This window comes from Thalassolituus sp. LLYu03 (assembly GCF_050507655.1).
GTDB lineage: Bacteria > Pseudomonadota > Gammaproteobacteria > Pseudomonadales > Oceanobacteraceae > Venatoribacter.
This window is the reverse complement of the sequence record NZ_CP191496.1, coordinates 4,108,134-4,121,463: the sequence shown is the minus strand read 5'-3', so window position 1 is coordinate 4,121,463 and position 13,330 is coordinate 4,108,134. Positions and strand designations below refer to the sequence as shown.

General features: G+C 56.1%; 11 protein-coding genes. 2 read left to right on the top strand and 9 right to left on the bottom strand.

The features are described from left to right. Nucleotides 1-21: 21 nt before the first annotated feature. Nucleotides 22-1,506, bottom strand: coding sequence for a malate dehydrogenase (quinone) (gene mqo / locus ACQUQU_RS18360; protein WP_430461165.1), 1,485 nt, complete (start codon nucleotides 1,504-1,506; stop codon nucleotides 22-24). Between the two features lie 450 nt (nucleotides 1,507-1,956). Further along, the gene (locus tag ACQUQU_RS18355; RefSeq protein WP_430461164.1) at nucleotides 1,957-2,355 is read right to left on the bottom strand and encodes a carboxymuconolactone decarboxylase family protein; all 399 of its coding nucleotides are present in this window, start codon (nucleotides 2,353-2,355) and stop codon (nucleotides 1,957-1,959) included. A gap of 411 nt (nucleotides 2,356-2,766) precedes the next feature. Here ACQUQU_RS18355 and ACQUQU_RS18350 point away from each other — a divergent pair, with 411 nt between their 5' ends. Next, nucleotides 2,767-3,756, top strand: a complete 990-nt coding sequence (locus ACQUQU_RS18350; RefSeq protein WP_430461163.1) for an ABC transporter substrate-binding protein — start codon at nucleotides 2,767-2,769, stop codon at nucleotides 3,754-3,756. Nucleotides 3,757-3,771: 15 nt separating this feature from the next. On the opposite strand, the gene ACQUQU_RS18345 is transcribed toward ACQUQU_RS18350, so the two are convergent. The 6 genes from ACQUQU_RS18345 to ACQUQU_RS18320 all read right to left on the bottom strand — a co-directional run bounded on the left by ACQUQU_RS18345 (nucleotide 3,772) and on the right by ACQUQU_RS18320 (nucleotide 8,298). Then, nucleotides 3,772-4,188, bottom strand: a complete 417-nt coding sequence (locus tag ACQUQU_RS18345) for a hypothetical protein (protein WP_430461162.1) — start codon at nucleotides 4,186-4,188, stop codon at nucleotides 3,772-3,774. Beyond that, a complete protein-coding gene (locus ACQUQU_RS18340) occupies nucleotides 4,181-4,657 on the bottom strand; it encodes a hypothetical protein (RefSeq protein WP_430461161.1) in 477 nt (158 codons plus the stop codon). Before ACQUQU_RS18340 ends, ACQUQU_RS18345 begins: the two co-directional genes overlap by 8 nt. Before the next feature lie 145 nt (nucleotides 4,658-4,802). Beyond that, entirely contained in the window at nucleotides 4,803-5,129 is a 327-nt protein-coding gene (locus ACQUQU_RS18335) for a DUF1330 domain-containing protein (RefSeq protein WP_430461160.1), read from the bottom strand. A gap of 140 nt (nucleotides 5,130-5,269) precedes the next feature. Then, nucleotides 5,270-6,658 carry a TRAP transporter large permease gene (locus ACQUQU_RS18330; protein WP_430461159.1) on the bottom strand — a complete coding sequence of 463 codons (1,389 nt, stop codon included), beginning with the start codon at nucleotides 6,656-6,658 and terminating at the stop codon, nucleotides 5,270-5,272. Further along, complete coding sequence (locus tag ACQUQU_RS18325) at nucleotides 6,648-7,187, bottom strand: TRAP transporter small permease subunit (protein WP_430461158.1); 540 nt, start codon at nucleotides 7,185-7,187, stop codon at nucleotides 6,648-6,650. Before ACQUQU_RS18325 ends, ACQUQU_RS18330 begins: the two co-directional genes overlap by 11 nt. Before the next feature lie 61 nt (nucleotides 7,188-7,248). Next, a complete protein-coding gene (locus tag ACQUQU_RS18320) occupies nucleotides 7,249-8,298 on the bottom strand; it encodes a TRAP transporter substrate-binding protein (RefSeq protein ID WP_430461157.1) in 1,050 nt (349 codons plus the stop codon). Between the two features lie 369 nt (nucleotides 8,299-8,667). On the opposite strand from ACQUQU_RS18320, the gene ACQUQU_RS18315 reads away from it, so the two are divergent. Further along, nucleotides 8,668-12,162 carry a PAS domain-containing hybrid sensor histidine kinase/response regulator gene (locus tag ACQUQU_RS18315; protein WP_430461156.1) on the top strand — a complete coding sequence of 1,165 codons (3,495 nt, stop codon included), beginning with the start codon at nucleotides 8,668-8,670 and terminating at the stop codon, nucleotides 12,160-12,162. A gap of 196 nt (nucleotides 12,163-12,358) precedes the next feature. Here the strand turns inward: ACQUQU_RS18315 and ACQUQU_RS18310 are convergent, their stop codons facing one another. After that, nucleotides 12,359-12,970, bottom strand: a complete 612-nt coding sequence (locus ACQUQU_RS18310; protein ID WP_430461155.1) for a response regulator — start codon at nucleotides 12,968-12,970, stop codon at nucleotides 12,359-12,361. Nucleotides 12,971-13,330 lie beyond the last annotated feature (360 nt).

The following is a 13,330-nucleotide window of genomic DNA, read 5'->3' as shown; positions in this document are numbered from 1 at the left end:
TCTTCGGCCAGGCCGCTGCGCTTAAGCGCGCAGCAAACCAAGGGTGCTCAGCGTGTTCGGGCGGATACGACCCAGCAGGTCGGCATCATTCACCAGAGACTCGCCGTACGACGGCACCAGTTCTTTCAGACGTGCATTCCAGCCGCCGTCCATGCGATCTTTGAAGCAGCGCTCAATCACTTCAATCATGGCCTGAGCAGCCACAGAGGCGCCCGGAGAGGCACCCAGCAGAGCCGCCAGAGAACCGTCCTGAGAAGCCACCAGTTCAGTACCGAACTCGAGCTTGCCACGACCGCTGGCGTCTTTCTTGATGATCTGTACACGCTGACCGGCGTGGGCCAGAGTCCACTTGCCGGCATCAGCGCCCGGGAAGTATTCACGCAGGGATTTCACACGGTCTTCGTGTGACTGCATCACTTCGCCGATCAGGTATTTGGTCAGATCCATGTTGTTCACACCCACGTCCATCATCGGCAGCAGGTTGTTTACACGCACAGACTTGATCAGGTCCAGTTTGGAACCTTCTTTCAGGAATTTAGTGGTAAAACCCGCGTAAGGGCCGAACAGCAGGGCCGGCTTACCATTGATGATGCGGGTATCCAGGTGCGGAACGGACATAGGTGGCGCACCGATGGCGGCCTTGCCGTACACCTTGGCGTAATGGCGTTTGACGGTCGCTTCATCCTGACACACCAGCCACTGGCCGGATACCGGGAAACCGCCGTAGCCATTGCTTTCCGGAATGCCGGATTTCTGCAGCAGCGGCAGCGCGCCGCCGCCAGCACCGAGGAAGACGAAACCGGCGTTGATGGCAACCGACTTACCGGATACGCGGTTTTTCAGACGCACATCCCAACGGCCATCTTTGGTTTGTTCGAGGTTGGCGACTTCGTGGCTCAGCAGCAGGTCGAACTGCTCAGACTTCTGCAGGGAAGCCACCAGGTTGCGGGTCAGGGAACCGAAATCAACGTCGCTGCCGTAGGCTACTCGGGTGGCAGCTACTTTGTCGTCAGCGCCACGGTTTTCCATCACCAGTGGCATCCACTGGCGCAGAACTTCGTGGTCTTCGCTGTATTCCATGTCTTTGAACAGATGATGCGCGGACAGTTTTTCATGACGCTCGCGCAGGAAGGCAACGTTCTTCTCACCCCAGACAAAACTCATGTGCGGAGTCGGGTTGATGAAGTTCGACGGAACAGGCAGATCGCCGGTGGCAATCAGGGAGCTCCACAGCTGCAGGGACACTTCAAAGTTCGCATTGATCGCGAGTGCGCGGTTGATTTCAACCTCGCCCTGAGCATTTTCCGGAGTGTAATTGAGTTCGCAGTAGCCCGCGTGACCAGTGCCCGCATTGTTCCACCCATCGGTGCTCTCATGCGCGACATGATCCAGGCGCTCTACCATCGTCAGTCGGAGGGAAGGATCAAGCTTGCTCAGCAGTGTACCCAGAGTGGCACTCATGACACCGCCGCCAACAAGCAGGACATCTACCTTGTTTGTTGCCATTTGATTTCGCCTGTAGGAAAAAATCGGTTGTAGATCGGCGCCGATGAGCGCCTGTCAGTGGTGGCTTTTGGCTCGTTTAGTCCACTGGAAGGTTTTCAAACGCGCGTTTTATACATGCGTTCGACCTTCGTCGCAACAGGCAGGCCTCCGAAGGAAGCAGACTTTTGTTAAAAAAAGACGACAGCAAAATGGGTCAGAATCCCCCCATGCCGCGGCGTGACGCGGGTCACAGACCACACCTTTCGCCTAAATGGCTGATCTGAAAAAGAATTTTTCCCTAGCCAATTGAACAGGTCTGACCAATGGTGAAAAAAACAGCATTGGTCAACGGGGTCCGGCATCCGTGCAGATTGGCAGAAAATGACATCTGCCCCGGCGGACACTACGCCAACTTTCTGAGACGGACGTATTACTCTCGCCCGCCCAAAACCCCGTGCTGGCCGTGCTTATTCAGTCAGCCGAGAGCGCGTTCAGATCAATGCCCAGCTCGGTCAGCATGGCCGACGCAGTGCGGAACGAATCGATGGCCGCCGGCGCGCCCGCGTACACCATCACCTGCAGCAGCACTTCGCGGATCTCTTCCGGCGTCACACCATTATTAATAGCGCCGCGTACATGGCCGGCCAGCTCCTGCTGACGGTTGAGCACCGAAATCATGGCGATGTTAATCAGGCTGCGGTCGCGTTTCGACAAGCCCTCGCGGCCCCACACATCGCCCCAGCAGAACTCACTCACCAGCTTCTGCAATGGCTGGGTAAATGCTGTGGCATTGTTCAGAGCCTTGTCGACAAACTCATCGCCCATCACAGCGCGACGCACGCCCAGACCTTTCTCAAAACGCTCAGACATAAACAGCTCCTCTTCTTACACAACTCATTGCGGACAAGCCGCAGCGGCACACACCGCCGCGGAATGCCCGACACGGTAGTCCTGCCCCTCACCGCTTGCAATACACAGTAAGGGATAACGACAGCGCTGGCCGGCCGTGCGGGCAACAACGGCCGATGTCACCCCCTGCTCACCTACTAAATCAGGATACAGAGCGCCGGGGGCGCGTGATTAACTCGCCGTGAGTACCTGCCACTCATACCCGCGGCCCAGAACCAGCGGCTCAGTACCAGCGACTCAGCAAAAGCCAACCAAAGTGCGGCCACCCCACTGGCGTGAATAAGGATAATAAGCATGCACCACCGACTTTCTTTCAGACGCCAGCTTCAGGCAGTGTGTACCGGCCTGCGGTCTGTTTGTTCAGCGTTTGTTGTGACATTGACTGTGACGCTGCTGGCGACAGCCGGTCTGCTGCCGGCACCCGCGCTGGCCGGCCCGCCGTATCAGGTCAGCGTGATCCAGAGCTATCACCCGGAATACAACTGGGATGCCCAGTATCTGCAGGCGCTGCAGGACGAAATGGGCGAACGCTGCGAACTGACCGCCTACTCCATGGACACCAAACATCTGCCGAAAAGTGAGTGGCCACAAAAAGCCGATGACATCGCCGGCCGCATCGCCCGCAACAAGCCCGATCTGGTGGTGATTGGCGACGACAACGCCTTTTCGCTGATGGCCACCCGCGTCGCCGATATGAATATTCCGGTGGTCTTTCTTGGGGTAAACGGCGGCGAAAGCCAGTACCCGCAGGCGCTGCACCATCCGCTGATTACCGGTGTGCTGGAGCGGCCTTTCTTTGAACAGAACGTGCGCCATATGCGCAAAGTGCTGCGCCACGATCAGCGCTTTTTAATTCTCACCGACGACTCGCCGACCATGAACAACGCCATTGGTGAATATTTCGGTGATACGCGCTCGCGCACCATTCATGGCACGCAGGTGGATGTGCTGATGACCAACTCGCGCGAGCAATGGCTGCACGCCATCGCCAGTGCCGCCGACGCCGGCACAGACGCCATTATTATTGGCACCCACCACACCATTTATGATCACGACGGCCAGTACGCCAAACCCGACGAACTGATGGCCGAAGCCTGGGCCACGGCGCCGGTGCCGATTTTTTCGCTGTGGGATATTTTTGTCGGCGACCATAAAGCCGCCGGTGGCTTTACCGTGTCGGCGTATCAGGAAGGCGTGACCGCCTCACGTCTGGCATTGATGATTCTGAACGGCACACCGGTTTCCAGCATCGAGCCAATGAAATCCCTGAGCGGCCATTTTGTTTACAGCCGCAAAGCCATGGAGCACTGGCATATCCGCCTGTCGTCACTGACCGCGTCGCAGACGGCGTTTATTGAATAAAACGATACGGCCCGATCAGGGAAGATTCCGGGCCGTTGACCGCGCAGACGCCCAGAGCAAGATAGCCGTCAGCACGATCACCGCCAGCAGCAGGCTCTCACGCAACATGACATCATAAACATCGACCTTAAGCCTGAACACCTGGGGCGCACCGGCATCTGCAGCAGTGGCCGCAGTAGTAAGATTCAGGGCCGACGCCATAACCAGACAAGTGATGGCGCCGTGCAATGCGAGCACCGCATAAGAAACATAACGGGCGAACGTATTGCGGCGATACACCCCGTATGCGCACAACAGGTAAATCGCCGCGCCGATAAAATTAAACGCCTCGAAACGAATCCCCTGAAGCCCTGCCCAGCCACTCAACCCCAGCATCAGAACAACCGCAACCAGCACAGAACGATTGCCGGCATTCGCAGACTGATTATTCACATTCGACGACCACTGCCTGTTCCTGAATGTACACAGGCACGAGCGTCGGCAAACTGAACAACTGCAATTGCGGCCCTTCGATCACCGTATTTACCACACAATGATTGGCAAGATGGGTGTAGTGAATATTCACCACAGCGTAGCCGTCGTATTGCTTCAGACTGTCGACCACCATACCCAGGCCGGCAGTATGTGACGGGAAGTACACCAGCAAGGCCTGCTTGCTGGCAAAATTAACGGAGGCGGCCGGGGAGTACGGATAATTGGCCATTAATCCGTCAAGATCCTGCTGACTACGGATAATGCTGGCGAGTTTTGGTCCGTTATCTAAAAAGGTGTCGCCGCTGCCGTCATAAACCAGAGGCACTTCTGTCAGGGTAAGATCGGTCGGGATGTAATCCCCGTTGTCACCCATACAAGCGGTCAGTAACAGAGCAGCAGGCAACGCCGTGAAAAAGCGAATCAGCACAGAAAATCCTTATCATTATGAGGTGAGAGGCAGCACAGAAAGAGCAGCCGCGATCAGCACCGCGCAGGCTCTTCCTTTAACCTGCGCGGCATACTCTATGGCATTGACTACTGAGTCAATACAGGAGTTTCAGCCGACGGCTGCATTACTGCGCGGCTTGCAGAATCGGGCGCAGGTCGTCGAGGCGGTCGAATAAATGCCAGATGTAATTCTGCGTGCCCTGCTCGCGGTGCGGATGCAGATCAGCCAGCGCCGGATCGTTGCGGTAATGATAGAAGGCTTCAGGCGAGCGCCATTCCACCAGAATCAGCACCGAGCGCGGTGTCATATCGCCCTGTACCGCTTCGCGGAATTTACCCAGCGCAATCACCCGGCCACCGTGCGCCGTCACTTCACTGACCGAACGGCGGGCGTAGGCCAGATACTCATCGCGGTTGCTCACATCAAACAAATTCAGTGCATACACAGGCATAAAAACTCCTTATACGATTCAGACGTCAGACATAAAGCAGAGGCTTTCTATGGAATGTACGGGTCATTTCTCAGCAAAAAAACAGGCCGGGATCGCCGGCCTGTTTCACTCACACGCTCAACCACTTATGGTGATGACCGTTACTGACCGTAGACCATGGCCGGGAACCAGTTCACCAGTGCCGGGAACAGAATCAGCAACGTCAGGCCGATCAGCTGCAGCACGATGAAGGGAATAACGCCACGGTAAATGGTGCCCAGCGTAATCTCCGGCGGACACACACCTTTCAGATAAAACAGCGCAAAGCCCACCGGCGGCGTCAGGAAGGACGTCTGCAGCGTTACCGCCACCAGCATCACAAACCACACCAGCACCGGCTGGTCGATCACACCGTAACCATTGATGGAAATTTCCAGCGCATTCACCACAGGCGCCACCAGCGGCAGCACAATCAGGGTAATTTCAATCCAGTCGAGCACGAAGCCGAGCAGGAACACGATGCCCAGCACGAACAGAATAATGCCGTACGGACCAAATGGCAGAGACGTCAGGAAAGATTCAATGTATTCATCACCACCCAGCTCACGCAGCACCAGAGCAAACATGGTGGCGCCGATAAAGATGGCAAAAATATAACCACTGACACTGAAGGTATTGTGCAGACACTCGCGCACCACCTTCAGGCTCAGGCGGCCGTTGTACCAGGCCAGCACAATCGCCGCCGCCGCGCCCACAGCAGAGGCTTCGGTCGGCGTCGCCATACCGGTAAAAATACTGCCCAGCACAGCAATGATCATCAGCAGGGTCGGCAGTACGGAACGCAGTACATTAACCCACACGCGCCAGGTCACGGGTTTTACGTTCTCGGCCAGCGGCATGGATTCCGGACGGATAACCCCCCAGCCCAGCACATAGACAATGTACAGCACACCCAGCAGCAGGCCCGGAATAACCGCGCCCATAAACAGGTCGCCCACCGACAGGGCCAGCTGATCGGCCATGATCACCAGCATAATGCTTGGCGGAATCAGAATACCCAGCGTACCGGCGCTGGCCACCGTGCCCACAGCCACAGTTTTGCAGTAGCCCTGTTTCATCATGGCCGGCAGCGACATCACGCCGAGCAGCACCACAGACGCGCCGACAATACCGGTGGACGCCGCCAGAATAATACCGATCAAAATCACGGTAATGGCCAGGCCACCGCGCACGCGGCCGAACAGCTCCTGAAAGGACTGCATCAGGTTTTCAGCGGCACCGGATTTATCCAGCATATTGCCCATGAAAATGAACATGGGCAGCGCCACCAGAATCCAGTTGTCCATGATCTTATAGATACGACTGACCACCAGACCAATGGAGTTAAAATCGATACCTATCATGGTATCCAGATACATATCGCTCAGGTACGCCAGAGCGGCAAACAGAGTGCCGACACCGCCCAGTACCCAGGCAATCGGGAAGCCGGTGAACAGCAGCAGAATAAAACTGGCGAACATCGCCACAATCAGAATTTCATTAATTTCCATGCTGGTTTCCCCGCATCAGCAACACCGTCTCGCGCAGCAGCTGGTTCGCAAACGCCAGCATCATCAGACCAACCGAAACAGGAATCATGGATTTGATCAGCCAGCGCCATGGCAGACCGGCCGGTGCCAGCGAACGTTCGCTGATACGCCAGGATTCTGCGACAAAGTCGAGGCTGTGAATAAACACCACCACCAGAAAGGGCAGCGCCAGAATCAGGATGCCGGCGATTTCCGCCAGACTTTTTGCCCGCGCTGAAAAGCGGGCCTGCAGCACATCAACACGCACATGGCTGTTGGTCGCCTGTGCGTAAATAACACCAAACAGAACACCAATGGCGTACAGGTGCCATTGCAGTTCTTCCAGCGCAATCAGACCGGCACTGAAGCCGCGGCGCAGGGTAACCTGCAGCAGAATGACTGCGATCAGAATCGCGTAAATCCAGGACAGATATTCGCTGCCTTTACGCAACACGCGGTCGACCGCATCCGCCAGCGGCACGGTCAACTGTGGCCGGAGATCATTATTCATAGTATTTCCCGGTTAAATGCAAAAAGCCGGCACAGGAATCTGTGCCGGTGTCGGTCAGAAATCAGTCGCGGGCAATAAAGGCGCGGCTTGACCAGATTTTGTAGTTGTCACGGAAGTTTTTCAGGTCGTCATACACCACAGCGAAAGTCGGGTCTTTACGCTGTTCCTGAACCACTTCTTCCCAGGCCGCACGGAATTTATCCATCATTTCTTTTGGCCAGGTGTTGATTTCTACACCACGTTCTTCCACGTTCTTTTTCATGGCGTCGAACTGAATGTATTCAGACTCAGCCACCGAGTTGGCAACGGATGCTTTACAGGTCATGGACACCTGCGCACGCTGCGCATCGGACATGTCACCCCAGGTGTCTTTGTTGATCAGCAGTTCGAACATGGTTGCCTGCTGGTGCCAGCCCGGGAAGTAGTTGAACTTGGCGACTTTGTAGAAGCCCAGTTTTTCGTCGATGGCTGGCTGCGAGAATTCAGTGGCATCGATCGCGCCTTTTTCCAGCGCACCGAAGATTTCACCACCCGGCAGCAGCGACGTAGACACACCCAGTTTCTGCATCACTTCACCACCCAGACCGTAGAAGCGCATGTTCAGGCCTTTCAGGTCGTCGGCACTTTTCACCGGCTTTTTAAACCAGCCAGAGGTTTCCGGGCTGATCAGGGCGCAAGGCTCAACGTGCACGTTGTAACCGGCGTCGTCGTACATTTTCTGGTACAGCTTCAGACCGTTGCCGTAGTACATCCACGCCATGAACTCCGGCGCTTCAGGACCAAACGGAATGGTGGAGAAAATCGCTGCGGCCGGCATCTTGCCTGCCCAGTAACCGGCAATGGAGTAACCTGAGTTCACTTTGCCACTGGACACGGCATCCAGAATTTCCAGCGGAGCAACCAGTTTACCCGGCTCGTAGATTTTCATTTTTACATCGCCGCCGGATACCAGAGGCAGTTGCTCAGACACCCAGGTAATCGGTGTGCCCAGTGCCGGCAGGTTAGAACCAAAAGCAATCGGGGTTTTCAGCAGAACAGGTTTGGCGTCGGCCGCTGCCGTGCACAGCACCAGGGCAGAGGCTGCCAGCAGAGGTTTGATCATCTTATTCATAACGGTCTCCGGATTTTATTTTTGTCCTTTTAATCCGGACGGAAATTCACCGCCGCCCGGGATTAAAAAAACTATATAACCGGGCATTTTTCACTCCATCCTTCTTTGGTAGGGAAATCAGAAATGAAGTGAATTCAGGGCAATTTCAGCACCTACTAAAGTAGGTTTCGCACAGTCTGCCGCTGCCATACACTGACCTTCTGCCGACATTCCCGGCATATTTACCTCTGGTAACAGACGGCCATACACCACTGGGATATGATCGGCAGACGAAGCGCAAACCGTCGGCACCGCCGCTGCCGCTTCCGATAACAACAATAAAGCAGCCCACACGGGCAAACACCGCCCGGCAGGGCCTGAGGGACACCCATGGATTACCTGAGCAGTATCTGGCTGGTCGGTCTGATCTCGCTGACCTATGTTGGCTTTCTGTTTGTGCTGGCCATCTGGGGTGACCGCCTGCGCCGGCCGGCGTGGCAACCTTATGTGTACAGCCTGACGCTGGCCATCTTCTGCACCACCTGGGCGTTCTACGGCACGGTCGAACAAACCGTGCGCCACGGCTGGCTGCTGGCGCCCACGTATCTGGGCGCCATTGTGCTGATGCTGCTCGGCTGGAAAATCCTCGACCGCATCATTCAGATCGCCCGCGCCGAAAACAGCACCACCATTTCCGACTTTATTTCGGCGCGCTACGGCCACAGCCGTGGACTGGCGATTCTGATTTCACTGCTCTGTATTCTCGGCATCGTGCCCTACATCGCCCTGCAGCTGAAAGCCGTGTCCGGCAGCTTTCAGATGATCACGGAAACCACTTCGGTACAGCTCAGCTGGTACAGCGACCCGACCCTGTTTATCGCCGCCGTGATGGCGGTGTTCAGCATTCTGTTCGGCACCCGCACCGTCGACTCCAGTGAAAGCCATCAGGGCATGATGCTGGCGATTGCGTTTGAATCCTTAATCAAACTGGTGGCACTGACCGCCGTCGGCATTTTTGCCGTGTACTACCTCAACGACGGTTTTGGCGATCTGTTCAGCAAGGCGCTGGCGGATGCGCATCTGCACGACGTGCTCACCACCTACGACAACCCGAGCGTGTACCTGACCCATGCGCTGATTGGCGGCATCGCCATCATCGCCCTGCCACGCCAGTTTCACGTGGCGGTGGTGGAATACCGCAGCGAGCAGGATTTAAAAACCGCGCGCTGGATGTTTCCGCTGTACCTGTTACTGATCAATATGTTCCTGCTGCCGCTGGCGCTGACCGCGTACCTGAATCAGGACCTGCTGGAATCCTTTAATTACATCACCCTGCAACTGCCGATGGCCTTCGGTCAGACCGGGCTGGCCCTGTTCGCTTACATCGGCGGTTTATCGGCCGGCACCTCCATGGTGATTATTGCCTCCATCACGCTGGCCACCATGATCTGTAACGAGATCATTATTCCGCTGCTGATCAAACTGCGCCTGCAGGGGGATTCACGCGACATCAAAGAGCGCGTACTGAACATCCGCCGTTTCGCCATCGTGATCGTAATGGCCTTTGCCTTTATGTATTACCGCATGCTGTCGCAGTACCACAGCCTGTCGGAAATCGGCCTGCTGTCGTTCACCGCCATTGCCCAACTGGCACCGGCGATTCTGATTGGTCTGGTGTGGCAGGGCGCCAACCGTCTGGGGGCGTACGCCGGTCTGATCACGGGTTTTGCCATCTGGTTTTATTGTCTGTTTCTGCCGGTACTGGCCAACGCCGGCTGGATGGATGCGCAATTTATGCAGGGCCCGTTCGGGCTGGGTTTTCTGCGTCCGCAGGCGCTGCTGGGCTTCGACCACATGAACCCGATTGTGCACGGGACATTTTGGAGCCTGTTTTTTAACACGCTGGCACTGGTGATTTTTTCGCTGTACTACAAACCCGGTTTCAGCGACATCGAACAGGCGCAGCGCTTTGTCGACCGTTCACCGGGCCAGCGCAGCATGGCACCGCGTCGCTATGTGATCCGCACCGACGATTTAAAAGCCCTGCTGCAACGCTTTATTAATCCGGCCAAGGTCGATGCCCTGTTTACCGATTTCGCCAATCCGCTTACCGGGCGCCTGATTACCCGTGGCGTGGTCAGCGAATCCATGCTCAAAGCCGCCGACCGTCTGCTCAGTTCCGTACTGGGCCGGCGCGGTTCCGATTTATTGCTGCACAATCTGGTCGACGATAAATCGCCGCAGTTTTCCAATCTGAACAGCATCATGGAAGAAGTGAGCGAAGTGGTGCTGTTCAACCGCGACCTGCTCAACTCGGTGCTGCACAGTCTGGTGCAGGGCATTACCGTGATCGACGAAAACCACAATCTGGTGGCCTGGAACCAGCGCTTCGCCAACCTGTACGATTTTCCGTCCGGCTATTTATACGTCGGCCAGTCGGCGGAAATGGTGGTGCGCTACATTGCCCGCTCCGGTGGTTACGGCGAAGGCGATGTGGAAACCCTGGTGCAGATGCGCATGAGCGAAGTGCAGCACCGCATGTCGCTGCATTATGTACGCCGCGCCGCCGACGGCCGCTACATTGAACTGACCGGTAATCCGATTTCCACCAACCTGTACATTACCGTGTATTCGGACATCACCGAATACCGCAACATCGAAGACGAACTGCGTAAAGCCAACGAAATTCTGGAAGACAGGGTTGAAGAGCGGACCCAGGAACTGACCGCCCTGAACGACGACCTGCAACGCGCCAACCGCAATAAAACCCGCTTTCTTGCCGCCGCCGGCCACGATCTGGTGCAGCCGCTGAATTCCGCGTCGTTGTTTTCGGCGTCCATCATCAACAAGCTGAACAAGATGGCAGACCGCTGCCCGGAACTGGCCAGCGATATTCTGCCGGTGGCGCAGAACATGGAGCGCTCACTCAGTTCGGCGGAATCGCTGCTGAACGAACTGCTGGAAATTTCCAAACTCGATGCCGATATCGTGCGGCCGAACATGCAGATATTCAGCCTGTCGCAGGTGCTGCGTTCACTGGTCGAAGAATTCCGGCCCCTGTTCCAGCGCAAAGGCATTGCCCTGCATTTTGTCGACTGCCATGTACTGGTGGAATCCGACCCTGTGCTGCTGCGCCGCATCCTGCAAAACTTGTTGTCCAACGCCCTGCGTTATACCGATCAGGGCCGCATTCTGGTCGGGGCACGGCGCAGCATGAATCATGTGCGCCTGCAGATCTGGGATACCGGCCGTGGCATTCCGGCCAGCGATCTGAATATGATTTTTGAAGAATTCCACCGCGTCGAAAGCCACAAATACCCGGCCAGTAAAGACGCCGACGGCAAAGGTCTGGGGCTCGGTTTATCGATCGTGCAACGCATGTGCAAACTGCTGCAGCACCCGATTCAGGTGCAGTCGGAATTCGGTCGCGGCAGCGTGTTCAGTCTGGCCATTCCGATCACAGAACAACAACCGACCGAAACCAGTACGCAGCCCGCTCAGGTCAGCGCCTCGGCCGATCAGTTAATTCTGTGCATCGACAACGAACGTCAGATTACCGAAGGCATGAGCGAGCTGCTGTCCGACTGGGGCTATCAGGTGGTGGGCGCCCTCAACGACGACGACGCGCTGGCGCTGCTGAATGGCCGTACGCCGGCACTGGCCATTGTCGATTACCACCTCGACCATGGCCGCACCGGCCTTGATGCCATGCACGCCCTGCAGGCGCAATGGAGCAGCCATGTGCCTTGTCTGGTGATTACCGCCGACTATACCGACGAAGTAAAAGCCGCCATTCAGGCGCTGGATTACCAGCTGCTGAAAAAGCCGGTAAAAGCCATGGCGCTGCGCGCGGTGCTGAATCAGATTATGGGCGTGCGGGAGTAACGCCCAGCACGAGCGCCAGAGACGGGCTCTGGCGCTCAGCGGAGCCGGTCAGGCTGATTGGCATTCACATGAACGAGCAGGCTGACAAAGAGCAGGCTGACACCTGAGCGAATCAACGCCTGCGGGTCGGTTAAAAAAAAGAAAAAAGGAAGCCGCACAAGGTTCAAGGCTCGTGCGTTTGACTGGCAGCAGACGCTCAATCCGGAATCGACAATTCCTGAACAATCAGCGCCGCCTGTGTGCGGTTATTGATGTTGAGCTTGCGGAAAATATCGCTGATATGGGATTTAACCGTGGTTTCTTTGATGTTCAGTGAGTAGGCAATCTGCTTGTTCAGCGCCCCTTCGGCAATAAACTGCAACACGCGCAATTGCTGCGGCGTCAGCTGGCGCAGTTTATCGGTGAGTTCGGATTTAACCTGACTGAATTCCGGGAAGCTGACGCCACCGGCGAAGACCTTTTCCACCGCCTGGCGGATTTCCAGTGGCGACGAGGCTTTGGGAATAAAACCCGAGGCGCCCATATTGCGGATGCTGCTGATGATGCTGGCATCTTCACTGGCACTGACCACCGCCACCGCCAGATGCGGGTATTCGCTGCGGATGCGCATTAACCCCATCAGACCGTTATTACCGGGCATTTTTAAATCGAGTAACAGCAGGTCAATATCGCCTGAGCGTAAATGCTCCTGAACCTGATCGAAATTCTCACACTCGCTGATGGTGCAAGGGTCTTTCAGTTCCGCCAGCGCACCGCGCAGGGCCGTTCTGAATAAGGGGTGGTCGTCGGCGATCAGTATCTGATACATGAGCAAACCTGCTATTTATAGTTATTTGGTGCCTGATTTACCCGACTCTACCCGTGCCGGTGAACCGCAGGCAATACACTACCACCCTCCCCACCTACTAAAGTAGGTTAGTTTCGTAACCATATTTCAATGATTTGCGAATTATCCCGACATTCGTTCATTAATCGCACGATTCGACGGGGCTTCATGAATAAAACAAATAATATGGCAAAAAATGCCAGACCGGTTTATTCGCCCATCAACAACCGGCAATACCATCCTTTTCACCCGTGCGGCCCTACTATTTTACGGGATACCGCCAAACCGACCCGCCCTATATTGGACTGGCTTCGCAGGTAACGCCTGCATCCACCGGACACC